Source organism: Limnohabitans sp. (assembly GCF_034680285.1).
In the GTDB taxonomy this organism is placed as follows: Bacteria; Pseudomonadota; Gammaproteobacteria; order Burkholderiales; family Burkholderiaceae_C; genus Limnohabitans_A.
Genome location: NZ_JAXITC010000017.1, coordinates 35110 through 61348 on the forward strand (window position 1 = coordinate 35110; position 26239 = coordinate 61348).

Sequence of the window (26239 nt, forward strand, 5' to 3'; positions counted from 1 at the left end):
GGTCAAAGCGGCCGGATGTTGTCAGGGGCAAAAGCCCGTCGCTGTGGCGCGAGCAACAAAGCCCCGACCAAGGGCCACAAAGCGGCTTGCATGAAAGGCGCAAGCAACTGGCTCCAATGCGGCCAAGCGTCTTGCACGATCAAGCGCGTGACCCATTCCACCAAAGCGGCGAGCACAAACAAGGGCACGATTTGCAAGGCTTGCTCGCGCAGCGGAAACCACTGCAAACGCCGCTGAACCGCCAAAGCGATGCTGCTGAGCACCACGTAGGACAAAGCGTTTTGCCCCAGCAATGCCGACTCGTGCACATCGAGCGCCAAACCCAACACAAACGCCAACACCACCCCTATCCGACGCGGTTGGTAGACATTCCAAAACACCACCACGATGGCCAGCACATCGGGCAACCAATTCCATCCCGTCAGACCCAACAGCATGTTCAGCAACAAGCCCAAGATCAACGTGAAGGCTATGAAACGAGGGTTGGCCGGAAGCAACAACTGACGGCCTGCAGGCATGATCATGGCGAAACTCCTGCAGCAGAGGTTGGGCCCTTGCCTTTGCGCTTGGGTTCGGGGGGCGCCACGGGCACGGCCGGCCAATCCTTGACCGGCATCAGCACCAGCAAATGTCGGCCACGCGGCTTGGCCGTGGGGGTGGCCTGCACACGGGCAAACGAAGAATCTACTCGGCGGTCGATGTGGCTCACCACGCCGACATGCAAGCCTGCGGGGTACACCCCGTCGATGCCGCTGGTGGTGAGCAAATCACCGGGCTTGATGTCGGTGCCCGACGGCACAAATTTCAACTCCAAGGCCCCCTCTTGATTCGTGGGGTCGCCAATGGCCACATGGCGCGTGCCGGTTCGTGCGTTCAAAACAGGAATGGTCTGGCTGCGATCGGTGAGCAAAGTCACCTCACTGACTAAGGGGTAGACGCGGGTCACTTGGCCGACGACGCCGCCCACATCGATCACGGCAGCCCCTTGCACCAAGCCGGCCACCAAACCCCTGTCCACCACCAAGCGGTCGGTGTAAGGGTCGGCCGTGTCGTACAAAACTTCAACCGCCTTGGTGGGGCCTGCAAACTGTGCACGCAAATCCAAGAGGCCACGCAGTTGGGCGTTTTCTTGGGCCAGCTGCTCGACCTGCTGCAGCCTTTGGGCTTGGGCAATGGTGCGGGTTTGGAAGTTTTGCGCCGCGTCTTGCGCTTTTTCCAAATCACTGAAGTAAGCGCCCAAGCCACTGAAGGCACGCACAGGCTGCAGCGACAACCATTGCAAAGGGGCCAGCACGACGGCGATGCCAGAGCGCAAGGGTTGAGAAATTTGGAAACGGTGGTCAGAAGCCATCAGCAAAATGGACAGCAATGAGAGCAACACCAACTTGGCGGTCGCAGACAAGCCCTGCCGAAAGATCGGCGGGGCACTGCGTTCCAGGGTATCCAGAGCCATGAGGGGGGTGCGCCGGATGCAACCGGGCTTATTCGCTGGTGAAAATGCTGCCCAGCTGGTCCATGCGCTCCAGGGCCATGCCGCAACCACGTGCCACGCAGGTCAGCGGATCTTCGGCCACCAAAACGGGCAGGCCGGTCTCTTCGGCCAGCAAGCGGTCCAAGTCGCGCAGCAAGGCACCGCCGCCGGTCAGCATCATGCCGCGCTCGGCGATGTCTGCACCCAACTCAGGTGGGGTGTGTTCCAAAGCGGTTTTGACGGCCGAGACGATCTGGTTGAGCGGATCGGTCAGGGCTTCAAGGATTTCGTTGGAGCTGATGGTGAAGCTGCGGGGCACGCCTTCGGACAAGTTACGCCCTTTGACTTCCATCTCCTTGACTTCGCTACCAGGAAAGGCCGAGCCAATGTTTTTCTTGATCGATTCGGCAGTGGGTTCACCGATCAGCATGCCGTAGTTGCGGCGGATGTAGCTGATGATGGCTTCGTCGAACTTGTCACCGCCCACGCGCACACTGCCTTTGTAGACCATACCGCCCAGCGAGATGACACCGACTTCGGTTGTGCCGCCGCCGATGTCTACCACCATAGAGCCCGAAGCTTCAGAGACAGGCAAACCTGCGCCAATGGCCGCGGCCATGGGTTCTTCGATCAAATACACCTCCGAAGCACCTGCGCCCAAAGCCGATTCACGGATGGCACGGCGCTCGACTTGGGTGGAGCCGCAAGGCACGCAAATGATGATGCGGGGGCTGGGGCGGAAGGTGCTGCGGGGGTGCACCATGCGGATGAACTGCTTGAGCATCTGCTCGGTCACGGTGAAGTCGGCGATCACGCCGTCCTTCATGGGGCGGATAGCTTCGATGTTGCCAGGCACTTTGCCCAGCATGGCCTTGGCTTCGTGGCCCACGGCCTGCAAAGTCTTTTTGCCCTGGGGGCCGCCTTCGTGGCGAATGGCGACCACCGAGGGTTCGTCGAGCACGATGCCCTTGTCGCGCACAAAAATCAGGGTGTTGGCAGTGCCCAAGTCAATGGCCAGGTCACTGGAGAAATAACGGCGGAAAGAAGAAAACATTCAGGGGTCCTTTGACGCGCCAGCCCCAAGCCTGCGATTGGCTTGCGGAGGTCGGCGCGACGTTCAAATCAGGGGTGTTGTCAGGGCAGGCTCAAAGACTACTGAGCGGGCGGCACCAAACACAGGATAATACCTGATCCCCCGGCAAAACAGGTCTTTCTAGACCCCTTTGACGCCGTAAAACACGACCCCTTACAACTCTTTTCAAACCATGTCCCTGACCTCGCAGGATATTGCCCGGATTGCCAACCTCGCTCGGTTGGAACTACAGCCGGAAGAAAGTGAGCGCATGCTCACACAAATCAATGGGTTTTTTGGCATTGTTGAAGCCATGCAGGCGGTGGACACCACCGGCATCGAACCCATGGCCCACCCCGTGGCCGCCATTCAGGACATCACGCTGCGCCTGCGGCCTGACGTGGCCAGCGAGCCCAACCAACGTGATCTGAACCAGCAAAGCGCCCCTGCCGTCGAGCGCGGCTTGTTCCTGGTCCCCAAAGTCATCGAGTAAGCCATGAGTGACCTGCACAACCTCAGCGTGAAAGCGCTGGCCACCCTTTTGCACACCAAAGAAGTCAGCGCCGTCGAAGTCGCGACCCGCTTTTTGGCCCGCATGGGCGGCAACCCGCACAACGCCTTTTTGGACATTGACAGCGAAGTGACGCTGGCCCAAGCCCGCGCCTCGGACGCCAAGCTGGCTGACGGCACCGCTGGCCCGCTGGAAGGCGTGCCCGTGGCGCACAAAGACGTGTTCGTGACCCGCGACTTCGCGACCACCGCAGGCTCCAAAATCCTGAGTGGCTACCGCTCGCCATTTGATGCCACCGTGGTGCAGCGCCTGCGCACAGCGGGCATGGTGTCTTTGGGCAAGCTCAATTGCGATGAATTCGCCATGGGCTCGGCCAACGAAAACTCGGCCTACGGCCCAGTACAAAATCCTTGGGACACGGCCCGCGTGCCTGGCGGGTCTTCTGGTGGCAGCGCCGCCGCCGTGGCCGCTGGCCTAGCGCCTGCAGCCACCGGCACCGACACCGGCGGCTCGATTCGCCAGCCCGCCAGCTTTTGCGGCATCACCGGCATCAAGCCGACCTATGGCCGCGCGTCCCGCTACGGCATGATCGCCTACGCCTCCAGTCTTGACCAAGCCGGCCCGATGGCCCGGAGCGCCGAAGACTGCGCGCTCTTACTCAGCGCCATGTGCGGATCAGATTTGGACCGTGACTCGACCTCGCTGGACATGCCCAGCGAAGACTTTGCGGCTTCGCTCAACAACTCACTCGAAGGCCTGCGAATTGGCATTCCCAAAGAGTTCTTTGGCGAAGGCTTGGCGGCCGATGTGCGCTCCGCCGTGGACGGCGCTTTGCGCGAGTATGAAAAGCTGGGCGCCAAGCTGGTGCCCATCAGCTTGCCGCGCACCGAGTTGTCCATTCCGGTTTACTACATCATTGCCCCAGCCGAAGCCAGCTCCAACCTCAGCCGCTTTGACGGCGTGAAGTTCGGCCACCGCGCCAAGGACTACACCGACCTGGTGGACATGTACAAAAAGACCCGCGCTGAAGGCTTTGGCAACGAGGTCAAGCGCCGCATCATGACCGGCGCTTATGTGCTGAGCCACGGCTACTACGACGCTTACTACCTGCAAGCGCAAAAAATCCGCCGCATGATCGCCGACGATTTCCAAAATGCGTTCAAAGAATGCGACGTGATTGCGGGCCCAGTAGCACCGTCTGTGGCTTGGAAATCTGGCGAGAACGCCAACGACCCGGTGGCCGACTACTTGGCCGACATCTTCACCCTGCCTGCATCGCTGGCCGGTTTGCCCGGCATGAGCGTGCCCGCTGGCTTTGGCGCGGGCGGCATGCCAGTGGGATTGCAGCTGATCGGCAACTACTTCAAGGAAGCCCAGTTGCTGAACGTGGCGCACCGACTGCAACAAGCCACTGATTTCCACCTTCGCAAGCCACAAGGCATTTGAGCCATGCCCTGCCGCCTCAAAGCGTTCGCCCGCCCCTCGCTGAGTGCTGCGTCATCGCGAGCGAAGCGTGGCGATCCATGGACTGCAGCGTCGCATGCGCTCCTCGCAGTGACGGCGACAGGCCACTTGTGATTCACCGGATAAACACACCATGAGCAAACTCGTCCAAGGCTACGAAGTCGTCATCGGCTTTGAAACACACGCCCAACTCTCCACCCAAAGCAAGATCTTCAGCCGCGCACCCACCGCCTTTGGCGCCGAAGCCAACACGCAAGCCTGCGCGGTGGACATGGCCCTGCCCGGCACACTGCCCGTGATGAACATCGGCGCTGTGGAACGCGCCATTGAATTCGGTTTGGCCATCAATGCGCACATTGCCGAGCGCAGCATCTTTGCGCGCAAAAACTACTTCTACCCCGACCTGCCCAAGGGCTACCAGATCAGCCAGTTCGAGATCCCGGTGGTGCAAGGCGGCGAGGTGTCCTTCTTCCTTGAAGAAGGCAAAGAGACGGTGCGCAAAACCGTGCGCCTGGAGCGTGCCCACCTCGAAGAAGACGCGGGCAAATCACTGCACGAAGACTTCATTGGTCAAAGTGGCATCGACCTGAACCGCGCTGGCACACCCTTGCTGGAAATCGTGACCCAGCCCGACATGCGCAGCAGCGAAGAAGCCGTGGCCTACGCCAAAGAGCTGCACAAAATCGTGACCTGGATCGGCATCTGCGACGGCAACATGCAAGAAGGCAGCTTCCGGTGTGATGCCAACGTGTCAGTGCGAAAACCCGGCGACCCTCTGGGCACCCGCCGCGAAATCAAGAACCTGAACAGCTTCAAATTCATGCAGCAGGCCATCGACTATGAAGTGCGCTGGCAGATCGAGCAGATCGAAGACGGCCACGCCATCCAGCAAGCCACGGTGCTGTTCGACCCCGACACGGGCGAGACCCGCGCCATGCGCACCAAGGAAGACGCCGCCGACTACCGCTACTTTCCGGACCCGGATCTGCCACCGCTGGTGATTGGCCGCGACTGGGTCGAGCGCGTGAAGGGCGAGATGGCCGAGTTGCCGCGCGTCATGGCCGAGCGCTTCGTCAAAGACTACGCACTGCCCGAATACGACGCCACGCAACTGACGCAAAGCAAAGCAGTCGCCGCCTACTTTGAAGCCACGGCCAAAGCCTGCGGTCAAGCCAAACTGGCCAGCAACTGGATCATGGGTGAAGTGTCACGCCGCCTGAAGGCCAGCGAAATGGCCATCGAGCAAGCGCCCGTGAGCGCCTCGCAACTGGCGGCTTTGATTGGCCGCATCAGCGACAACACCATCAGCAACAACGCGGCGCGTCAGGTGTTTGAAGGTCTGTGGAACGGTGAGGGCGAAGTCGACGCCATCATCGAAGCCAGAGGCCTCAAGCAGATGAACGACACCGGCGAGCTGGAAAAAATCATCGACGAGGTGCTGGCCGCCAACCCCAAAAACGTCGAAGAGTTCAAGGCGGGTAACGCCAAAACCCTGAACGGCCTGGTCGGCCCGATCATGAAAGCCAGCAAGGGCAAGGCCAATCCGGGGCAGGTGAATGCTTTGTTGATGAAGAAGCTGGGCGGGTAACCCTCACGCATGGGGGAGTGGGAGCGAGCCTCTGCTCACGAATACTGGATCAGCCACCCCACACCGCCCATCGGTCGCAGGGGCGGCCTCCTACAGGGACAAGAATTGTGCTGGCTTCAGCGCTCGAGCGGCACGATTTCCTGCTCAATCGCCCCAAACAAGCTCTCGCCGTTCAAACCCTTCATTTCGATGCGGATGGTGTCACCGTACTTCATGAAATCGGTGCTGGGTTGGCCGTCCAAAATGGTTTCGATGGCGCGTTTTTCGGCGATGCAGCTGTAGCCTTTGGGCCACTCGGGTTTTCCGTTCACGTCGACGCTTTTGTTGCTCACAGTGCCGCTGCCCACCACGGAACCTGCCCGCACGTTGCGGGTTTTGCAGATGTGGGCAATCAGCTGGCCGAAGTGGAAGGTCATCTCGGGGCCGGCTTCGCACATGCCCACTTTGCGGCCGTTCCAGGTGGACTGCAGCGTCAGGTGCACGCGACCGCCTTGCCAGGCCTCGCCCAGTTCGTCGGGCGTCACGGCTACGGGACTGAAGGCGGTGGCGGGTTTGCTCTGGAAAAAACCAAAGCCTTTGGCCAGTTCGTTCGGGATCAAGTTGCGCAGGCTCACGTCATTGGCCAGCATGATCAGGCGCACGCCTTCGATGGCATCGTCGGCGCTGGTTTGCATGGGCACATCGCCTGTGATGACGGCGATTTCGGCTTCAAAGTCGATGCCAAAGGCTTCGCTGGCGCACACCACCGGGTCGCAAGGGCCGATGAAATCATCGCTGCCGCCTTGGTACATCAGAGGGTCGGTGTAGAAGCTGCTGGGCACTTCCGAGTTGCGTGCCGCACGCACCAATTCAACGTGGTTGATGTAAGCCGAGCCGTCTGCCCACTGGTAGGCGCGGGGGAGCGGGGCCATGCATTGGGCCGGGTCAAACGGGAATGCGTGGCGGGCTTTGCCTTGGTTCAGCGTCGTGTACAGGTCTTCCAGCTGGGGCGCCAGAAAGTTCCAGTCGTCCAGCACCTGTTGCAGCTTGCTGGCGATGCCGGTCGCATAATGAGCGGTGCTAAGGTCGCGCGAAACCACCACCAGTTGTCCGTCGCGTGAGCCGTCTTTGTAGGTCGCCAATTTCATGTTGAATGTGTCCCTTCATGTCGCCATGCGCTACAGTGTGCCGCATCGGAAAAATTACGCATTGTTAAACTCGTTTAACTAATCGAAACCAGATTTTAGGCGACATGGAATCAAACACCACAGCCCTCAACCCACCTGACAACGACAAGGAACGTGCAGGCATTCAATCGGTCGAGGTGGGATTTGCCTTGCTGGATGTGCTGGCACAAGCGCCGGGGCCTTTGATGCTGCGCGACTTGGCCGCGGCGGCACATATGAGTGCCGCCAAGGCGCACCGTTATTTGGTCAGTTTTCAGCGTTTGGGTCTGGTCGTGCAAGACAACACCAGCACACGCTACGAATTGGGCCCGGCCACCTTGCGCTTAGGCCTGGCCACCTTGTCTCGACTTGACGCTGTCAAACTGGCCCGCGAGCGTTTACCCGCCCTCATTGAAGCCACTGGCCACACCACCGCTTTGGCGGTTTGGGGCAACCGGGGGCCCACCTTGGTGCACTGGCAAGAAACGCCACTGGCCGCACCGGTCAGTTTGCGATTGGGCGACGTGATGCCGCTTTTGTCTTCGGCCACAGGACGATGCTTTGCGGCCTTCAACCACCATGGTGGCGGAGCCGACAAAGCGGCACCCATGATCGAAGATGAGTTGGCGCAGGCCCGCAAACTCGGCCGCAAGGACTTGCCCAGCACGCCCGCCCAATTGCAGGCCATGAACGAAGAAACACGCCAACAAGGCTTGGGCCGCGTGGTCAATGTCCTGCTGCCGGGTATTTCTGGTTGGTGCGCCCCCGTGTTTGACGCCGACGGACACCTGGTCTTGGGTGTGGTGTCCTTGGGCTCATCTGCCACCCTCGACACCGAATGGGACGGGCCCATCGCACAGCGCTTGCGCCAATTTGCGCAGCAATTGTCGGCCGATTTGGGCTGGCATGGCGATTGAGCTGGCATGACACGGCGGCCAGGCTCTACACCATTGAACACACCAAAGACCTTGGTGTTGCCGCAGCACGAACACCCCTCGCGGCGGGTGCTCAGCTGGTTGGTGGTGGCCGTGCTGGCGCTGCACTTGGCGCTGCTTTGGGGCATGACGGGCAGCCTGGCCTGGCGCCTGCCAACTGACGACGCGGTGCGCGTGGCACCGCTTCAAACACGCTGGATACCGCCTGCGACTGCGACCGTGACCTCGCCCCCTGTGACCCCGGCCGCCCAACCCCGCACGCGGATTGCGACGGTTCCGAAGGCCCCATCTGAACCGGCGCATGTGCCCATGCCGGAGTCTCCCTCGGCATCAAACCATGAATCTATGGGTGAAACACCCACTCAGGCTGCAAGCGAAACTCGTACCACGGCCCAAACCTCTGCCGATGCCTCTGCCCATACCGCTGCCGCCACCACGGCCGAAGCGCCACGCACCGAAACAATCACCGACCCTGAGCCCACACCTTCAACTGCAACGCCCGCTCAATCAGTTCACACCACCAACACCGCATTGCCCCCAATACCCCTGGGCGCTTTGCCGCCCTCGGTGCTGCTCAGCTACAAACTGACGGGCCAAGAAAAAGGATTGAACTACTTTGCCAACGGCGAATTGCGTTGGCAACACAACGAAGCCGCCTACGCCTTGAGTTTGTCGGTGAAGGCATTCTTGGTGGGCTCGCGGCATTGGCGCAGTGTGGGCGAGATCAACGCATCGGGTCTTGCCCCCAGGCGCTTTTCAGACAGCTGGCGCAACGAACGAGCCGCCCACTTTGACCGCGCCAACCAGCGAGTGGTGTTCAGCAACAACGCGCCCATTGCCCTGTTGGAAGCGGGTGCGCAAGACCAGATCAGCCTTTACGTGCAGCTGGCAGCCGCCATGGCGGGTGCCCCTCAGCGCTTTGAACCCGGCACGCGCTTGCAAGTCCAAACCGCCACCATCAAAGATGCCTTGCCATGGCTGCTCACTTTGGGTGAGAACGAGACCTTGCAATTGAACGGACAAGCCGTAGCGACCGCCAAATGGGTCTGCCAACCACGCAACCGCTTCGATGCAACGGTGGAGTTTTGGGTGTCTGCCCAGCACGCGTGGATGCCCGTGCGCATCAGGATCACCCAAGTCAGTGGCAGCTACATTGACTTGGTGTTGAGTGGCTACGAGGCCTTGCCGCCTTTACCGAACCAAGCTTCCCCTGCACCCCACTCGTCCGTCCCAGCCGGTTAAAAACCCTAGCCTATTGAAGTTGTTCAATCCAGCATCACATCAGGGGCATAACTTGAGTCAAAATGAAGCCATGAACCTGTTGTACGAATCCGAGACGTTTGCCGTGATGCATGTGTTGGCCAACGCACCTGCTGAACCCGCTCCTGCCACCAGCAAACCCTTGCTGGAGCGCCACGGGTTCGAAATTGTGGACAAACGATCAGGCAAAGAGGTTTATCTGGACGGCTCGTGGGCAGAAATGTTCCAGCAACAAATCCAGGCTTGGCAACAGCACACACCCACACAAGAGGAAGTGGAAGACACGCTCGAGGGCTACACCGGCTTGGCCCAGCAACCGGTTGTGGTGCACTGACGCCACTGGTTTGAACCGACCGTCTCTTTTCAGGCGGCTTTCTGACCCTGGCCCAGCCACTGAAACATGGGCCCCACCAGCATCAACACCGCCACCAAACGGCATACTTGAAACGCGGTCACCACAGGCACACCGAGCTGCAAGACCTTGGCCGTGATGGCCATTTCGGCAATACCGCCCGGCGCTGTGCCCAAAATCAAGGTGGCCGCTTGCAGTCCTGTGGCCCAAGCCAAACACTGGCCAAAGACCACCGACAGCAGCAACATGCCCACGGTGCCCAAGCCCACCGATAGCAACCAGCGCGGTGCGGTGTGCACAAACTCTCTACGAAAGCGCACACCCAAACTCACACCAATCACCAACTGCGCCGCATTCGACAAAAAGGTGGGGATGGTTGACCATTCAACGCCAGACAGTGTGAGCCCCATCGAGGCCAACAAAGCGCCCATGAACCAAGGGTTGGCGCGTTTGAAACCGGCCATGACCAAGGCGCCAGCTGCCGTGGCCAGCGCCAGCCAAAGCAAGCCCAGCCAATTCACAGCCCCGGCACCGGGCAACAACCGGGTATCGATGGTCAAACCCCAGTGACTTTGCACCCACTGCATCGCAAAAGGCACGGACAAAACCACAATGACCAAACGCACGCTGTGCGAGGCCGCCACCAAGTCGGTGCGTGCGCCGTGGCGTTCAGCCAACAACGTCATCTCGGAGGCGCCACCGATGGCGCTAGCGAAATAACAAGTGGCCCGCCCCGCACCAGGCGGCAATTGTTCAAAATCGACGGCGTGTTGGCGCTGCAACCAGCCACCGAAGATCGCCCCCATGGCCAGCGCCCACACCACGGCCAATGCAATGGCCCACCACAAGCTGACCACCAGTGCGCCCACTTGCGGCGTGAAGTACAGCCCCAAAGCGGCACCGATCACCCACTGCCCCGCATTGCGCAAGGGCGTGGCGCTTCGGGTCGGAGCCCCCATCACCGAAGCCACAGCCGTCACCAGCAAAGGCCCCAGCATCCAAGGGATTGGCGTGCGCAACCACAGGCAAAGTTGAACTGCCAGCCATGCGGCCAACAAGGTCAACACCACGCGGATCAGGTGACGAAAGTTCATGGCATCAAAAAAAGACCGCCCCACAGGGCGGTCGGGCTGATCACCACCGCCAAGCCATCAGGCGTGACGGCGGATGCTGTCGGCCACGGTCTGCACAATCTGGTCAATGTGCGCATCTTCCACGATGTAGGGCGGACAAATGACGATGTTTTCGCCCGCAGGACGCACCCACACGCCTTTGTGGAAGCAGTCCATGAAGATGTCGTAAGCCCGCTTGCCGGGCGTGCCCGGGATGCTGGCCAGCTCAACCGCCCCGGCCAGGCCCAGCGTACGGATGCCGATCACGTTGGGCAAGCCCTTCAAAGCGCTGTGCATCGCGTCGCCCAACACCCGGCCTTTTTGCCCGGCGCGGGCAAAAAGGTTTTCTTCCTTCATCAAATCGAGCGTGGCAATGGCTGCCGCACAGGCGACTGGGTGGCCGGAGTAGGTGTAGCCATGGAAAAACTCAATGGCGTGCTGGGGTGAGTTGGCGTTCATCATCGCGTCGTAGATGAAGTCACGGCAAATCACGCCGCCCAGTGGAATCACGCCGTTGGTCACCGCCTTGGCGAAGTTCAGCATGTCGGGCACCACACCGTAGTAGTCAGCCCCAAAGTTCACGCCCAAGCGGCCAAATCCGGTGATGACTTCGTCAAAAATCAACAAAATGCCGTGCTTGTCGCAAATCTCGCGCAACCGCTTCACATAGCCTTGGGGCGGGATGTACCAGCCCGCGCTGCCCGCAATCGGCTCGACGATCACAGCTGCGATGTTGCTCGGGTCGTGCAAGACCAAAATGCGGTTTTCCAGTTCCAGCAGCGGGTCTTCCGCCCACACGGGCTCTTCGTGGTGGATGTAGGGGTGGTTCACCGGGTCATGGATGAAGCGCATGTGGTCCACCCGAGGCAGCAGTTGCGCACCAAACGCCTTGCGGTTGGCGGGCAGTCCGCCCACGCTCATGCCACCAAAGTTGACGCCGTGGTAACCCTTTTCGCGGCCAATGAACACCGTGCGGTGGCCTTCGCCCCGGGCGCGGTGGTAGGCCAGCGCCACTTTGAGGGCCGTGTCAGCCGCTTCCGAGCCCGAGTTGCAAAAGAGCACTTTGTTCAAGTCACCCGGCGCCATGTCGGCAATCATTTGGGCAGCTTTGAAGGCCTTGTCGTTGCTGGCCTGAAACGCCGTGGCGTAGTCCAGCGTGTCCAGCTGGTTCTTGATGGCTTCATTGATCGGCTTGCGGTTGTGGCCTGCGCCCACACACCAGAGGCTCGAGATGCCGTCGATGACTTTTTTGCCGTCGTGGGTGGTGAAGTGCATGCCCTCGGCACCCACGAACACGCGCGGGTCTTGTTTGAAGGTGCGGTTAGGCGTGAACGGCAACCACTGGTTGTCCATGTTGAACTCGGTATGGGCCACAGCAATACTCCTCAAAATCTCTGAATTGACTCAGTTTAATGGGCAATTCGGCAGCCTGCTGCCCCAGGGCGACAGGTCGAACGACAGAAAAACCAAGGTCTTTACAATAGAACCCACTTCAACGACTGCCAACGGGGAGCGCCCCGCCATTGCCCAGTCGATGCCCTTCCCCCTTGCTTGAACCCATGACCACGACCTACATCCTGACCCTCTCTTGCCCTGACCGCACTGGCATCGTGCATGCCGTGTCGGGTTTTTTGCTGGAGCGCGGGGGCAACATCGAAGAAGCGGCCCAGTACAACGACCATGACACCGGCCTGTTTTTCATGCGGGTGCAGTTTGCGTGTGATCAATTGGACGGTGAAAGCCTGAATGCCCAGTGGACCGCTTTTGCCCAAACCTTCAGCATGAAGTGGGACCTGCACGCCACCGCCCAGCCCATGCGCACCGTGCTCATGGTCAGCAAGGAAGGCCACTGCCTGAATGACCTGCTGTTCCGATGGAAGAGCGGCCTGCTGCCTTTGGACATTCGCGCCATCGTGAGCAACCACCGCGAGTTCTACCAACTGGCCGCCAGCTACAACGTGCCGTTTCACCACATCCCGGTGACCAAAGACAACAAGGCGCAAGCGGAGGCCAAACAGTACGAAATCATCCAGGCCGAGGGCGCCGAGCTGGTCGTTTTGGCCCGTTACATGCAAATTTTGAGCGACGACCTGTGCCGCAAGTTGGCCGGGCGCGCCATCAACATCCACCACAGCTTTTTGCCCAGCTTCAAGGGCGCCAAGCCTTATTACCAGGCACACGACCGAGGTGTGAAACTGATTGGGGCCACCGCCCACTATGTGACGGCCGACCTGGACGAAGGCCCCATCATCGAACAAGACGTGGCCCGCGTGGACCACAGCAAAACCGTAGAAGATCTGACGGCCCAAGGCCGCGACACCGAGAGCCAAGTGCTGGCACGCGCCGTGAAATGGCACAGCGAGCACCGCGTCCTGATCAACGGCCACAAGACGGTGATCTTCAAGTAATGTCCGTCGCGTCCCGCATCCCGCCCATCCAGTGCCTCTTGACCTTTGAGGCCTTGGCGCGTTTGCGCAGCGTGACCCAGGCCGCTGAAGAGTTGTGCGTGACGCCCAGCGCTGTGAGCCACCGGGTCAAGCAGTTGGAGCAAATCATTGGCACGAAACTGTTTGGCCGGGCCGATTTTTCGCTCACCACCGAAGGCATCGAATACCTTGCGCATGTGCGCGAAGGCTTGGTGTCGCTGCAACGTTTCCCCAGTGCCAGCAACACGCCCGGACGTCGCAAACTGCGCTTGGCAGTGACCCCGACTTTTGCGCGCTCGGTCTTGATGCCGAGGCTCAAGCACTTTTTGGACGCCTACCCCGAAATCGACATCACACTGCAAGTGAGCATTCCCCTGCTGGACGTGGTGGCCGAAGATGCCGACCTGACGGTGCGCTTTGGCACGGGTCGTTACTCGGACGTGGAGCATGTGTGTCTGGCCAAAGATGAAGTGACGCCCTTGGCATCGCCCGCCTGGCTCCGAGAGAACGGACCCTTTGCCAACGCAGAAGACCTGCAGGGCGTGGCCCTCTTGCGCAGCCCACTGGAGCCTTGGCGCACTTGGTTTGCCGCGCACGACCTGGACTGGCCCGAGCCCACCGATGGCTCGTCGTTCAATGACATAGGCCTGATGTGCGACGCCGCCGCTCAAGGCTTGGGGGTGGGCTTGATCCGCACCAAGCTGGGGGCCCCTTGGCTGGAAAGTGGCCAATTGGTGCGTTTGTTTGAGCGCAGCGTGCCCAGCCCGCACGCCCATTACCTGTGCTGGCGCACCGGCACCATGGAACGCTGGGAGTGCGCCACCTTCGCCGACTGGCTGAAAAAAGCGCTGGCCTGAGCGGTCAAATTCACAAATCCATCAAAGTTTATTCATCCACTTCGGTCAGGCTTGGGCGTACAGTTGAACCTTCACCACAGGTCTCCCATGCCATGAGCGCCAACACCCCTGCCGAAACACAGCAACTGACCGCGACTGAACGTGCCGAGCGCCAACGCGCTGTGGTGCAGGCCTTGGGCCTGGCGCTGCCGGCTGATGCCATTCTTTACACCCCCGAAGACACCACGCCCTACGAGTGCGACGGCCTGACCGCTTACCGAGAGCGCCCGCTGGTCGTGGCCTTGCCGGAGACCGAAGCGCAAGTGCAGGCCGTGCTCAAGACTTGTCACGCGCTGCAAGTGCCCGTGGTGGCACGCGGCGCAGGCACTGGCTTGTCGGGAGGTGCGATGCCACACCGCATGGGCGTTACGCTGTCGATGGCGCGCTTCAACCAGATCAAAAACGTGGACCCGGTGAGCCGCACGGCCGTGGTGCAGTGCGGTGTGCGCAACCTGGCCATCAGCGAAGCGGCTGCGCCCTATGGCTTGTATTACGCGCCCGACCCGTCCAGCCAGATCGCCTGCACGATTGGCGGCAACGTGGCCGAAAACTCGGGCGGCGTGCACTGCCTCAAATACGGCCTGACGGTGCACAACGTGCTTAAGGTCAAAGGCTTCACCATCGAAGGCGAGCCCATTGAGTTTGGCAGCGATGCATTGGACACGTCCGGCTACGACCTGCTGGCCGTGCTGGTGGGCAGCGAAGGCATGCTGGCCGTGACCACCGAAGTGACCGTCAAGCTGGTGCCCAAGCCGCAGCTGGCCCGCTGCATCATGGCCAGCTTTGACGACGTGCGCAAAGCGGGCGACGCGGTGGCTGCCGTCATTGCGGCCGGCATCATCCCAGCCGGGCTGGAGATGATGGACGGCCCCATGACGATCGCGGTGGAAGACTTTGTCCACGCGGGCTATGACTTGAGCGCAGCTGCTATTCTTTTGTGCGAGAGCGACGGCACGCCCGAAGAAGTGGAAGAAGAAATCGGTCGCATGAGCGAGGTGCTGCGCGGATGCGGTGCGACCGCCATCACGGTCAGCCGCGACGAAGCCCAGCGCATGAAATTCTGGAGCGGCCGCAAAAATGCCTTCCCCGCCTCAGGCCGCATCAGCCCCGACTACATGTGCATGGACTCCACCATCCCGCGCAAGCGCTTGGCCGATATCCTGCAAGCCATCTCTGAGATGGAAACCAAATACGCGCTGCGTTGCTTGAACGTATTCCACGCAGGCGACGGCAATCTGCACCCGTTGATCTTGTTCGATGCGAACGACGCCGACCAACTGCGCCGCTGTGAGCTGTTTGGCGCCGAGATTCTGGAAACCAGCGTGGCCATGGGCGGCACTGTGACCGGCGAACACGGTGTGGGCATCGAAAAAGTGAACAGCATGTGCGTGCAGTTCAGCGCCGAAGAAAACAAGCAAATGTTTGCGGTCAAACGCGCCTTTGACCCGCAGGGCCTGCTCAATCCCGGCAAAGTGATTCCGACGCTGAACCGCTGCGCCGAATACGGCAAGATGCTGGTGCGGGCGGGCGCCATCAAGCACCCGGATTTGCCACGATTCTGAGACCACACCCCACCAAAAAGCCTGATCATGCCTCAGGCTTTTTTATGTCCATTTGGTTGCGCGCGCAACCAAATTAACTTAAGATAAAACCTTCTTTCACACCCTTCAGACTGAAGAGCCGAATGCCCACGCCACTCGACCGCACGCTCACCTATCGCCTGCACCAACTGCACAAGCTGACCGATGCTGACAGCCAATCGGCCTATCCCGAGCACACAGGCCTGTCGATGAGCGATGGCCGATGCCTGACCACGATTGGCACGTTTGAGCCTTTGTCGGTGAAAGAACTGGCCGAAAAAGCCAACCTCAACAAAGGCCAGGCCAGCCGGGCAGCGCAGGCTTTGGTGGATCAAGGCCTGGTGATCAAAGCCGATCACCCTGGCGATGGGCGGGGCGTGGTGCTGACCCTCACCGCCGTGGGTCGCCAAGTTTTTGAGCGTGCCATGGCCATGGTCGCTCAGCGCAACGATCAGATTTTTGGCTGTCTCACGCCACACGAACAGACCACTTTGAGCACGATGTTCGACCGCCTGATTGCCCACGCCCGTCCCCGTTAATCCCCCACTCAAGCCCTATGCACACCCCCAGCACCGAAGCCCGGCCTTCGATTTATTACACCTATGAAGTGTTCAAGCCTTGGCTGGCTTCGGCACACCCTGCGCAAGATCGGAAAAAAGTCGTGATCGTCGGCTCGGGCCCTGCCGGCATGGTCACTGCGCTGGAGCTGGCGCGCCACGGTGTGCCCAGCGTGGTGCTGAGCGCCGAATTGCAGTTCTCACAAGGCAGCCGGGCGATTTGCTTCACCCGTCGCTCCATGGAAATCCTGCAACAAGTGGGCGTGGCCGACCGCATGACTGCAGGCGGTTTGCCTTGGCGCTTTGGCAACTCTTATTACCGGGGACAGCGCGTGTTCCGCATGGAAGCGCCGCACGATGCCGATGACCGGTTTTTCCCGATCATCAACGTGCAGCAGCAGTTCATGGAGGAGTACCTGCACGACGCTTGCAAAGCGAATCCGCTGATCGACTTCCGCTGGGGCAACAAGCTAGAAAAAATTGACCAGAAAGACGGCTATGCCCTGCTGGAAGTGGACACACCTGAAGGCCCTTACACGATAGAGAGCGACTGGGTGGTCGCCGCCGACGGGGGGCGTTCAGGCATCCGCAGCGCCATGAACCTGCAAATGGAAGGTGCGTCCTACGAAGGCTTTTTCGTGATCGCCGACATCCGAATTGATCTGCCGTTCCCCACCGAGCGATTGGCCTTTTTTGACCCCGAGTGGAACCCCGGCAACACCATCTTGATGCACCGCGAACCGAACGGCATGTGGCGCGTGGACTACCAACTGCCCCCGGGCGAAACGCCCGAAGAAGCGCTGCGCCCCGAATCGCTCAAGGCCCGCATCGACGCGCAGCTGGCCATGATCGGCCACACAGGATTGAAGTGGGAGATGGACTGGTCTTCGGTTTACTCAGCCCGCACGCTCACCCTGCCTGACTTTGTGCACGGCAGCGTGATCTTCACGGGGGACGCGGCCCATCTGTTGCCGATTTTTGGCGTGCGCGGGGCCAACACCGCCTTTCAAGATGCGCAGTCGCTGGGCTGGCATCTGGCTTTTGTGGTCAAAGGTCTGGCAGGCCCAGCGCTGCTGGCCAACCACAGCACCGAGCGCGTCGGCGCAGCACGCGAGATCATCACCGAAGCAGGCAAAAGCACCCGCTTCATGGCACCGCCCAGCCCCGGCTTTCGATTGTTGCGCGACGCGGTGCTGTCGCTCTCGCTCACCCAAGAATTTGTGCGCCCGCTGTACTACTGGCGAACCTCGCGGCCACACGAATACACTCACTCACTGCTCAACAGCACGGGGGACGACAACAGCCTGTTCAAGAGCGGCCCCGCCCACGGCGCGCCGCCGCAAAACGTGCGTTTGGCTGCGAATGACTTCCTGCTCGACCACTTGGGTGGCGGATTCGACCTGCTGTATTTCACCGACACCGCCCTGCCCGAGGCGCTGCAACACGTCATCCAGACCGCTCGCGCCCAAGGCGTGCCCCTGAACGTGATCGCGGTCGGCGCGGCCCAAGCTGTGGCCGGGGCCGACCAACACCTGCCCGATGCCGACGGTCACCTGCGCCAGCGTTATGGCGTGCCGGCAAACGGCGGCGCTTATTTGCTCCGCCCGGACCAGCATATCTGCGCCCGTTGGCTCACACTGGACGCCACCCGCTTGCAAGCCGCACTGACCAACGCCTTGCCACAATAAGGACACACCATGTCAGAACCCACACTCACGATTGGCGGCCTCGAAGCCGTGTACGACGCACTGGCCACAGCCTTGGACCAAGCGGGCACGGACAAGGCGCAGCTGTTCCTCGTCAAGCTGGCTTTGCTCAACGCCAATGCGTTGGCCGATGAAGTTCTGTTCCAGCAACACATCAACTCAGCCCTGCAAGACCTCTGATTCACCCCCCATTCACACCAGGAGACCCCCATGCTCGTTCAATCTGTTCACCACGTCGCCTACCGCTGCAAAGATGCCAAAGAAACCGTCGAGTGGTACCAAAAGCACCTCGATATGAAATTCGTGTTGGCGATTGCCGAAAACGAGGTGCCCTCGACCAAAGCACCGGACCCGTACATGCACATCTTTCTCGATGCGGGCCACGGCAACATCCTGGCCTTCTTTGAGCTGCCCAGCCAGCCCGAAATGGGCCGCGACGAGAACACCCCCGCCTGGGTCCAGCACCTGGCTTTGAAAGTCGATTCCATGGCAACGTTGCTGGCGGCCAAAGACAAGCTGGTGGCGGGCGGTGTCGAGGTGCTTGGCCCCGTCGACCACACCATTTTCAAGAGCATTTACTTCTTTGACCCCAGTGGTCACCGCCTCGAATTGGCGGCCGACTGCGGTACGCCCGAGATGATGAAGAAACTCGACGAAGTGAAATGGGACATGCTCGAAGAGTGGAGCCAAACCAAGCGCGCCCCCAAGCACGCCGCGTGGATGCACGACGGCAGCATGGCAGCCTGAAACAGGGTGCAATGACGATGCTCAACGAAACCCACAACCCTGCCCTGACCAGTTGGGTCGCCTCGGCCAACGCCACAGGCACCGACTTCCCGATCCAGAACCTGCCGTTTGCGGTGTTCCGCCGCCAAAGCTCAGCTGAGTCCTTCCGTGGCGGTGTGGCAATTGGCGACCAGATCGTGGACCTGGCTGCGGTCGCCCAATCAGGCATGCTGAACGGCATCGCCGCTGCTGCCGCACAAGCGGGCGCACAAGACAAACTCAACGCGCTGATGGCGCTGGGCACATCGGCCTTGAGCGCCTTGCGTTTGGCCCTGTCACGCGCCCTGCGTGAAGGCTCGGCTGACCAAGCCGCGCTGCAAGCCTGCCTGGTGCCGCAAGCCGAGACAGAATACGACGTACCCGCTCGGATTGGCGACTACACCGACTTCTACACCTCGGTCCACCACGCGACCAACATCGGTAAGCAGTTCCGCCCCGACAACCCGCTGCTGCCCAACTACAAATGGGTGCCCATCGGCTACCACGGCCGCGCGTCCAGCATTGGCGTGTCGGGTCAGCAGTTCCGCCGCCCGGTGGGGCAGACCATGCCGCCCGGCGCAACCGAACCGGCGTTCGGCCCCTGCAAGCGGCTTGACATTGAGCTGGAGCTGGGCATCTTTGTCGGCAGCGGCAATGCGCTGGGAGACGCGGTGGACATCACCGAAGCCGAAGACCATGTGTTCGGCATCTGCCTGCTCAACGACTGGTCGGCGCGCGACATTCAGGGCTGGGAATACCAGCCGCTCGGGCCTTTCCTGGCTAAAAACTTTGCGACCACGGTCTCGCCTTGGGTGGTGACGCTCGAAGCGCTGGCCCCTTACCGCATGCCCTTCACCCGTGCAGAAGCTGACCCACAACCCATGGCCTATCTGGACTCGCCCACCAACCGCAGCGGCGGCGCGTTCGACATCCAACTGCAAGTGGGCCTGCAAACAACCCAGATGCGCGAGGCCGGGCAGCTTGAGGCCAGCATCTGCCGCACCAGCTACCGCCACGCCTACTGGACCGTGGCGCAAATGGTCACACACCACACGGTGAACGGCTGCAACCTGCAGCCGGGCGACCTGCTGGGCAGCGGCACGCTCTCTGGCCCCACGCTGGACCAAGCGGGCGCTTTGATCGAGCTGACCACTGGCGGCAAAAACCCGATAGTCCTGCCAAGCGGCGAGCAGCGCACCTGGCTGGAAGACGGCGACAGCGTGGTGCTGCGCGGCTGGTGCGAAAAAGCAGGCGCTGCGCGAATCGGCTTTGGCGAATGCGTGGGCACGGTGCTGCCCGCGCGGGTGCCCAAGGGCTGACCGGCAGCGGTTCATCGCGACGCGGGCGTCGCTCCTACAAAGGAAACAAGGACAGCTTCCGCGCTCACCAGGTGTCGATCGCCAGCGTGCCGTCAAAGGGTCGGATCTGCCCCGCTTCCAAGCCTGCCACCAGCCAGTCGCGTGTGGTGGCCGGGTCGATCACCGCGTCGATCTCCAGCGTCGCGGCCATGTTGATGGCGCTGCCGTTGTCGTATTGCTGAGCCAGCAACTGGTCGAACAGGGCTTCGCGCTCAGCCCCCTCGGGCAAAGCTTCCAACTCTTTGCGGTAACCCAGGCGCACCGCACCTTCCAGGCCCATGCCGCCAAACTCGCCCGTGGGCCAGGACACGGTGCTCAGGGTTTCGTGAAAGCCGCCGCCCGTCATGGCCATCGCGCCCAGACCGTAGCCTTTGCGCAGCACCACACTGAGCAGTGGTACCCGCAGGTGCGCCGCCGCCACAAACAGGCGCGAGACATGGCGCACCTGCGCCGTGGCCTCGGTGTCCGGCCCGACCATGAAGCCGGGCGTGTCCACCAAGCTGACGATGGGCAGGCCGTGCGCATTGCACAGCTGCATGAAGCGGGCCACTTTGTCTGCCGCATCGGCGTCGATCGCGCCGCCCAAGTGCAGCGGGTTGTTGGCCAACATGCCCACCGGGCGGCCTGCGATACGCGCAAGGGCCGTGTGGATGCCTGCGCCGAATCCGGTGCGCAAATGCAGCAAGCTGCCTACGTCGGCCATGCCCTGCATGGCGGCACGGGTGTCGTACACGCGCAAGCGGTTTTCGGGCACCACATGGCGCAGGGCCTCGGCGGGTGGGGCTTGCCATTCGGTCACCGCTCCCTGAAAAACCGACAAGTAATGCCGCGCCGCTGACACGGCCTGCGCTTCCGTCTCCACCAGCACATCGATCACACCGTTGCCATGCTGCACATCGCTCGGGCCGATTTGCTCGGGCTTGAAGACGCCCAAGCCACCGCCTTCGACCATCGCGGGGCCACCCATGCCGATGTTGCTGTCGCGGGTCGCGATGATCACGTCGCAGCAGCCCAGCAGAGCGGCATTGCCCGCAAAACAGCGCCCAGCCACCACCCCCACCACCGGCACCCGGCCGTTGAGCCTGGCAAACGATGCAAAAGTGGCCAAGTTCAGGCCCGCCACGATGGCGACGTCCACGTCGCCCGGCCTGCCCCCGCCGCCTTCGGCGAACAGCACCACGGGCAACTTGTTCTGCAAGGCCACGCCCAACAAGCGGTCGGTCTTTTGGTGGTTGCGCATGCCTTGCGTGCCCGCCAGCACGGTGAAGTCGTAGGCCATGACCACCACACGCTGGCCGTTGACGCAGCCGATGCCAGTGACCATACCGTCCGCTGGCGTGTTGCGCATGAGGTCGTCGGCGCTGCGGCGTCGGCTTTGCGCGGCCACAGCCAGTGCGCCGTACTCCACAAACGAGCCTTCGTCGCACAGGTCAGCGATATTTTCCCGGGCCGTGCGCATGCCCTGTGCATGGCGCTTGACCACGGCTTCGGGGCGCTGTGCATCTTGTGTGAAGGCCAGGCGCTCTTGCAGTTTTTTCAGGTCGGCCCGCTCGGCGGGTGCCACATGCTCATCGGACAGCTCAGCGGTCTGAGTCAGAGCAGACACCGAACGGGCTACAGCCTCAGACATCGGCGCCAGTGTCAACAGCACCTCACCTTCACCCACGGTCTCCCCCGCCTGAAAGTACAACTCGGCCAATTGCCCGGCATGGGGGGCGAGGATTTCGTGCTCCATTTTCATGGCTTCCAAAATCACCAGCACATCCCCGGCGGCCACCACATCACCGGCTTGTGCCAGCCACTGCACCAGCTGAGCTTGAAGAGGGGAATGAATTTTTTGCATGGCTTCATTGTGCGGCGCTGCCCCGGCGACAGGGGGTCAAGTCCGAGACAATTTAAACTGAATTTTTTTACCCGCATCGAGACACGACCATGAACTTCGAACCCCTGATCGAGTTGACCCGCAACGGTGTGCAGGAATGCGTGCACTTGGGTGCAGTGGCCGTGACCGACACCGAAGGTCGTGTGCTGGCTCAAGTGGGCAATCCGCACTGGTTGTGCTTCACCCGCTCCACCCTCAAGGCCATGCAGGCACTGCCACTGGTGCAGTCTGGCGGCGTGGCGCACTTCGGTTTCACGCCCTCCGAGCTGGCCATGATGTGCGCCAGCCACAACGGCGAAGAGATGCATGTCGCGCAGGTTGCGTCCATCTTGCGCAAAAGTGGCACCAGCACCAGGCAAATGCGCTGCGGCTGCCATGTGCCCTACCGCTTCACGTTTTTTGACCAACCCATGCCTGAAGGCTTTGCCTACGACGAGCGGCACCACAACTGCAGCGGCAAGCACAGCGGCTTTTTGGCGTATTGCGTGCAGCACGGTTTGCCCACCGACAGCTACACCGAGGTGGACCACCCGCTGCAACAACACATCCGGCAGGCCGTGGCGCATCTGGCGGGCCTGAGCGAGCAGGATTTGGCACTGGGCATTGACGGTTGTTCAGCGCCCAACTACGCCATGCCCTTGTCGCGTCTGGCGCGAAGCTACGCCCGTTTGGCCTGCCCAGAAACCGACGGTTTGTACGGCGAGAGCCTGCAGCAGCTGGGCCAAGCCATGAGCACCTACCCCGATCTGGTGTCGGGCACTGGCAGAAACGACGCCGATTTCATGCGCGCAGGTCGCGGCGACTGGGTCACCAAAGTGGGGGCCGACGGCGTGCAGGTCGTGGCCAGCCGTGCGCGGGGCCAAGCCCTGGCGGTCAAGATCATGGACGGCAACAAAGCGGCGCTGTTTGCGGCCACGGTCGAGGCCTTGGACCAACTGGGCTGGCTCGACGATGCGCAGCGCCAGCAATTGGCCCCTTGGCGAGCCGCCACGCTGCTGAATGTGGCGGGTATCGCTGTAGGCGAGCGGCGCTGTGTGTTCCAGCTTCAAGCCGGGGAACACGGCTGAAGTGGCAAATTTGCCGCACTCAGCGCTTGCCGAAAATCGCCGTGCCCACCCGCACCATGGTGCTGCCTTCGGCAATGGCGGCGTCCATATCGGCGCTCATGCCCATGGACAAGGTGTCGAGAGACAGGCCTTGCTGGCGCAAAGCCTCCAGCAAAGTTTTGGCCTGGGCGTGCACGGCCCGCATCTGGGCGTCGGTCTCGGCCAGTTCGGGAATGGTCATGAGTCCGCGCAACTGCAAACGTGGCAAAGTGGCCACGGCCTGCGCCAATGCGGGCAACTCTTGAGGACTCACGCCGGATTTGGTCTCGCCGCCGTCCACATTCACCTGAATGCACACCTGCAATGGCGCTAGGTGGTCTGGACGCTGCTCCGACAGTCGTTGGGCGATTTTGAGGCGATCCACGCTGTGCACCCAGTCAAAGTGCTCGGCCACCAAGCGCGTCTTGTTGCTCTGGATGGGGCCAATACAGTGCCATTCCAGGGCCAGGTCTTTCAAGGCTCCTATCTTGTCCACCGCCTCTTGGATGTAGTTTTCGCCAAAAGCGGTCTGCCCAGCGTCATGGGCGGCGCGCACCGCCTCCGGCCCCCAAGTTTTGGACACAGCCAACAAAGACACACTGTGGGACGGTCGGCCAGCGGCTTGGCAGGCGACTTCAATTTGCGCCTGGACACTCGACAGGTTTTCAGCAATGGTGGTGTTCATGGCCTGAGCGTACCAAACCGCAGGCGGGCTCTGCTCAGCCGTGCCCAACGGTCGCCAACTCGGCATCCAAATGCACCCAACCCGAACCTGTGCAATGCCAGACTGCTAAATTACCCCCTTTCAACGACATCCAGCGAGACCCACATGAGCCAAATTGCAGCCAAAACCTACGAATCTGCCCCCGCCCGCCAAGTGGCCTTTTTAGGTCTGGGTGTGATGGGCTACCCCATGGCCGGCCACCTGGCCCGCGCCGGACACCACGTCACCGTGTACAACCGCAGCGCCGCCAAGTCTGCCGCTTGGGCCGCCGAATGTCCGGGCAACGCCACCGCGCCCACCCCGCGCGAAGCTGCTGCCGGTGCCGACATCGTGTTCGCCTGCGTGGGAAATGACGCCGACTTGCGCAGCGTGGTATTGGGCAAGGACGGCGCTTTTGCCGGCATGAAGCCCGGCGCGATTTTTGTGGACCACACCACGGCTTCTGCCGAAGTGGCCCGCGAGTTGTATGCCGAAGCCCAAAAATTGGGCCTGCACTTTGTGGACGCACCTGTCTCAGGCGGTCAAGCCGGCGCACAAAACGGCATGCTCACCGTGATGTGCGGTGGCGACGCCGCAGCGTTTGACGATGTGAAGCCCGCCGCCATGGCGTTTTCTCGGGCCTTCACCTTGTTGGGTGCATCTGGCGCGGGACAGTTGGCCAAGATGGTGAATCAGATCTGCATCGCCGGGCTGGTGCAAGGTTTGTCGGAGGCCGTGGCCTTTGGCCAGCAAGCGGGTCTGGACATGCACCAGGTGCTGGACGTGATCGGCAAGGGCGCGGCCCAAAGCTGGCAACTGGACAACCGCGGCAAGACCATGGCGGACGACAAGTTCGAATTTGGTTTTGCGGTGGACTGGATGCGCAAAGACCTTGGCCTGGTGCTGGACGAAGCCAAACTCAACGGCGCACGCCTGCCTGTGACCGCCTTGGTGGACCAGTTCTACGCCGATGTGCAAAAAATGGGCGGCGGCCGCTGGGACACTTCGAGCCTGATTCGCCGTTTGCGCTGACATCACCCCGGCGCGATTGGCCCACAAAAAAGCGACCCGTAGGTCGCTTTTTTGTTATCTGCGTGAGCGCATCACTTCTTGGGGGTCGGCTGGCTCAATCGCTTGAGCTCTTCCTCGGAAATCTCGTCGAACACCCGAACCACTTTGGTCACCCCGCCAATGCCACGCACGATGTCGCTGGCCCGCTTGGCTTCACGGGCCGTCACACGGCCCATCAAATAGACAATGCCGCGCTCGGTCACCACCTTGATGGAATTGACCTGCAGGTCTTTGGCATCGATGAAAGCTGCCTTGGACTGGCCCGTGATCACGAGGTCTTTGGATCGCTGGGTCACGCTGCTGGGCATCGCCACAGCCAAATCGTTCACCACAGACAAGACGTTTTCTTGGCTTTGCGCCAATTTCTCGGCGCGTTCCTTGTCAGCTTGCGTGCGCGCTTCGCCACTGAGCAACACCTTGCGGTTAAAACTGGTCACATTCAAGTGAATGCGCTCACCCAGGTCTTGACGAACGGCACTGGCGACCTTGAGCTCGATGGCCTCGTCTTCCAATTGGGTCCCGGCCGTACGCCGATCGGTGGCCACGATACCGGTCATGACAGCACCGCCCACCAACAAAGGCGCGCAAGCAGACAAGCTGGACAATGCCGCTGCCAAAACCACACCGCTCAAAACCAAAGATTGAAAATTGCGTTTCATTTAAAGAGGCTCCTGTTCACCCAACAGTTGGGTGTCAATTCCATCACAAAGACAATGCAGTACCAAATACTGCACTTCACGAATTCGTGCGGCTCGCTCATGCGGCACACACACATGCACATCGGTTTCACGCAACTGGCGGGCCAACCCGCCACCATGGTGACCGGTCAAGGCCAAGACACTCATTTCGCGGTCATGGGCTGCTTGCACGGCCTCGATCAAAGCGGGCTCAGCACCGTCTGAACTGATGAGGACCAACACATCGCCCGTTTGCCCCAGTGCTTGCACCTGCCGGGCCAAACCTTGGCCATCGGTCCAGCGCGTGGCCGTCACCGCATCCGCAGACAAGGCCAAGGCCGCCAAGCCCGGGCGCTCACGCTCAAAACCACCCACCAGCAAGTTCGCCAAATAGTGCGCCAAGGCAGCTGATGGGCCCATGCCACCGACCAAGACTTTGCCCCCCCCGGTGACGCAGGCCATCACCGCCTGAACAGCCGAATCCACAGGCTTGGCCAAAGTTTCGGCCACCTGGTAGTGCAAATCGGCACTGTCAATGAAGTGTTGTTGGATACGAAGGTCTAGCATGCGCAGGGGATGATAACCCCGCTCACTCCGCTGCCGCCCTGAAATACAGTTTTTTC

The 26239-nt window shown here is 61.3% G+C and carries 25 protein-coding genes and 1 pseudogene; 16 read left to right on the forward strand and 10 right to left on the reverse strand.

All coding sequences use genetic code 11. The features are described from left to right. Nucleotides 1–2: 2 nt before the first annotated feature. Genes mreD through SWE17_RS13570 form a run of 3 tightly spaced genes read right to left on the reverse strand, consistent with a single transcriptional unit; the run spans nt 3 to nt 2525 of the window. Nucleotides 3–524: a rod shape-determining protein MreD gene (mreD, locus tag SWE17_RS13560; RefSeq protein ID WP_322993615.1), complete on the reverse strand. Its 522-nt coding sequence runs from the start codon at nt 522–524 to the stop codon at nt 3–5. Beyond that, nucleotides 521–1453 (reverse strand): rod shape-determining protein MreC, encoded by a 933-nt coding sequence (gene mreC / locus SWE17_RS13565; protein ID WP_322993616.1) that lies wholly within the window; start codon nt 1451–1453, stop codon nt 521–523. The genes mreD and mreC overlap by 4 nt, the downstream gene beginning before the upstream one ends. Nucleotides 1454–1481: 28 nt before the next feature. After that, on the reverse strand, nt 1482–2525 hold the full coding sequence (locus SWE17_RS13570; protein WP_100120121.1) for a rod shape-determining protein: 1044 nt from the start codon (nt 2523–2525) through the stop codon (nt 1482–1484). 211 nt (nt 2526–2736) lie between these two features. Between SWE17_RS13570 and gatC the strand changes: the two genes are divergently transcribed. The 3 genes from gatC (at nt 2737) to gatB (ending at nt 6106) form a co-directional block, all read left to right on the forward strand. Next, entirely contained in the window at nt 2737–3036 is a 300-nt protein-coding gene (gene gatC / locus SWE17_RS13575) for an Asp-tRNA(Asn)/Glu-tRNA(Gln) amidotransferase subunit GatC (protein ID WP_322993617.1), read from the forward strand. 3 nt (nt 3037–3039) lie between these two features. After that, nucleotides 3040–4500 (forward strand): Asp-tRNA(Asn)/Glu-tRNA(Gln) amidotransferase subunit GatA, encoded by a 1461-nt coding sequence (gene gatA, locus SWE17_RS13580; protein WP_322993618.1) that lies wholly within the window; start codon nt 3040–3042, stop codon nt 4498–4500. Nucleotides 4501–4651: 151 nt separating this feature from the next. After that, nucleotides 4652–6106, forward strand: coding sequence for an Asp-tRNA(Asn)/Glu-tRNA(Gln) amidotransferase subunit GatB (gene gatB, locus SWE17_RS13585; RefSeq protein ID WP_322993619.1), 1455 nt, complete (start codon nt 4652–4654; stop codon nt 6104–6106). A 116-nt stretch (nt 6107–6222) separates the two neighbouring features. Here the strand turns inward: gatB and SWE17_RS13590 are convergent, their stop codons facing one another. Further along, nucleotides 6223–7233 carry a fumarylacetoacetate hydrolase family protein gene (locus SWE17_RS13590; protein ID WP_322993620.1) on the reverse strand — a complete coding sequence of 337 codons (1011 nt, stop codon included), beginning with the start codon at nt 7231–7233 and terminating at the stop codon, nt 6223–6225. A 104-nt stretch (nt 7234–7337) separates the two neighbouring features. Between SWE17_RS13590 and SWE17_RS13595 the strand changes: the two genes are divergently transcribed. The 3 genes from SWE17_RS13595 (at nt 7338) to SWE17_RS13605 (ending at nt 9780) form a co-directional block, all read left to right on the forward strand. Continuing rightward, nucleotides 7338–8168, forward strand: a complete 831-nt coding sequence (locus SWE17_RS13595; protein WP_322993621.1) for an IclR family transcriptional regulator — start codon at nt 7338–7340, stop codon at nt 8166–8168. 33 nt (nt 8169–8201) lie between these two features. Next, nucleotides 8202–9428 (forward strand): DUF3108 domain-containing protein, encoded by a 1227-nt coding sequence (locus tag SWE17_RS13600; protein WP_322993622.1) that lies wholly within the window; start codon nt 8202–8204, stop codon nt 9426–9428. A gap of 70 nt (nt 9429–9498) precedes the next feature. After that, nucleotides 9499–9780: a DUF3567 domain-containing protein gene (locus tag SWE17_RS13605; protein WP_100120129.1), complete on the forward strand. Its 282-nt coding sequence runs from the start codon at nt 9499–9501 to the stop codon at nt 9778–9780. A gap of 29 nt (nt 9781–9809) precedes the next feature. On the opposite strand, the gene SWE17_RS13610 is transcribed toward SWE17_RS13605, so the two are convergent. Both SWE17_RS13610 and SWE17_RS13615 read right to left on the reverse strand, forming a co-directional pair. Further along, entirely contained in the window at nt 9810–10892 is a 1083-nt protein-coding gene (locus SWE17_RS13610; protein ID WP_322993623.1) for an AbrB family transcriptional regulator, read from the reverse strand. 57 nt (nt 10893–10949) lie between these two features. After that, nucleotides 10950–12284 carry an aminotransferase class III-fold pyridoxal phosphate-dependent enzyme gene (locus tag SWE17_RS13615; RefSeq protein WP_322993624.1) on the reverse strand — a complete coding sequence of 445 codons (1335 nt, stop codon included), beginning with the start codon at nt 12282–12284 and terminating at the stop codon, nt 10950–10952. Nucleotides 12285–12469: 185 nt separating this feature from the next. On the opposite strand from SWE17_RS13615, the gene purU reads away from it, so the two are divergent. The 8 genes from purU (at nt 12470) to fahA (ending at nt 20159) form a co-directional block, all read left to right on the forward strand. Beyond that, nucleotides 12470–13318, forward strand: a complete 849-nt coding sequence (gene purU, locus SWE17_RS13620; RefSeq protein ID WP_322993625.1) for a formyltetrahydrofolate deformylase — start codon at nt 12470–12472, stop codon at nt 13316–13318. After that, nucleotides 13318–14193 (forward strand): LysR substrate-binding domain-containing protein, encoded by an 876-nt coding sequence (locus SWE17_RS13625; RefSeq protein WP_322993626.1) that lies wholly within the window; start codon nt 13318–13320, stop codon nt 14191–14193. Before purU ends, SWE17_RS13625 begins: the two co-directional genes overlap by 1 nt. Nucleotides 14194–14285: 92 nt before the next feature. Then, nucleotides 14286–15794 (forward strand): FAD-linked oxidase C-terminal domain-containing protein, encoded by a 1509-nt coding sequence (locus SWE17_RS13630; protein WP_322993627.1) that lies wholly within the window; start codon nt 14286–14288, stop codon nt 15792–15794. 122 nt (nt 15795–15916) lie between these two features. Next, nucleotides 15917–16351, forward strand: a complete 435-nt coding sequence (locus SWE17_RS13635) for a MarR family transcriptional regulator (RefSeq protein ID WP_322993628.1) — start codon at nt 15917–15919, stop codon at nt 16349–16351. 17 nt (nt 16352–16368) lie between these two features. Then, nucleotides 16369–18057 (forward strand): FAD-dependent monooxygenase, encoded by a 1689-nt coding sequence (locus tag SWE17_RS13640; RefSeq protein WP_322993629.1) that lies wholly within the window; start codon nt 16369–16371, stop codon nt 18055–18057. 9 nt (nt 18058–18066) lie between these two features. Then, complete coding sequence (locus SWE17_RS13645) at nt 18067–18255, forward strand: DUF2783 domain-containing protein (RefSeq protein ID WP_322993630.1); 189 nt, start codon at nt 18067–18069, stop codon at nt 18253–18255. Nucleotides 18256–18285: 30 nt separating this feature from the next. After that, a complete protein-coding gene (locus SWE17_RS13650) occupies nt 18286–18822 on the forward strand; it encodes a VOC family protein (RefSeq protein WP_322993631.1) in 537 nt (178 codons plus the stop codon). 11 nt (nt 18823–18833) lie between these two features. Next, a complete protein-coding gene (gene fahA / locus SWE17_RS13655) occupies nt 18834–20159 on the forward strand; it encodes a fumarylacetoacetase (protein WP_322993632.1) in 1326 nt (441 codons plus the stop codon). A 64-nt stretch (nt 20160–20223) separates the two neighbouring features. Here the strand turns inward: fahA and SWE17_RS13660 are convergent. Next, nucleotides 20224–22068: pseudogene (locus SWE17_RS13660) on the reverse strand (carboxyl transferase domain-containing protein); the annotation flags it as partial. Between the two features lie 62 nt (nt 22069–22130). On the opposite strand from SWE17_RS13660, the gene SWE17_RS13665 reads away from it, so the two are divergent. Continuing rightward, the gene (locus SWE17_RS13665; RefSeq protein ID WP_322993633.1) at nt 22131–23147 is read left to right on the forward strand and encodes an asparaginase; all 1017 of its coding nucleotides are present in this window, start codon (nt 22131–22133) and stop codon (nt 23145–23147) included. 19 nt (nt 23148–23166) lie between these two features. On the opposite strand, the gene SWE17_RS13670 is transcribed toward SWE17_RS13665, so the two are convergent. Beyond that, a complete protein-coding gene (locus tag SWE17_RS13670) occupies nt 23167–23850 on the reverse strand; it encodes a YggS family pyridoxal phosphate-dependent enzyme (RefSeq protein WP_322993634.1) in 684 nt (227 codons plus the stop codon). Nucleotides 23851–23994: 144 nt separating this feature from the next. Here SWE17_RS13670 and SWE17_RS13675 point away from each other — a divergent pair, with 144 nt between their 5' ends. Further along, entirely contained in the window at nt 23995–24900 is a 906-nt protein-coding gene (locus SWE17_RS13675) for an NAD(P)-dependent oxidoreductase (RefSeq protein WP_322993635.1), read from the forward strand. Between the two features lie 71 nt (nt 24901–24971). Here SWE17_RS13675 and SWE17_RS13680 read toward each other — a convergent pair whose 3' ends face one another. Beyond that, a complete protein-coding gene (locus SWE17_RS13680; RefSeq protein ID WP_322993636.1) occupies nt 24972–25598 on the reverse strand; it encodes a BON domain-containing protein in 627 nt (208 codons plus the stop codon). After that, nucleotides 25599–26183 carry an SIS domain-containing protein gene (locus SWE17_RS13685; RefSeq protein WP_322993637.1) on the reverse strand — a complete coding sequence of 195 codons (585 nt, stop codon included), beginning with the start codon at nt 26181–26183 and terminating at the stop codon, nt 25599–25601. Nucleotides 26184–26239: the final 56 nt, after the last annotated feature.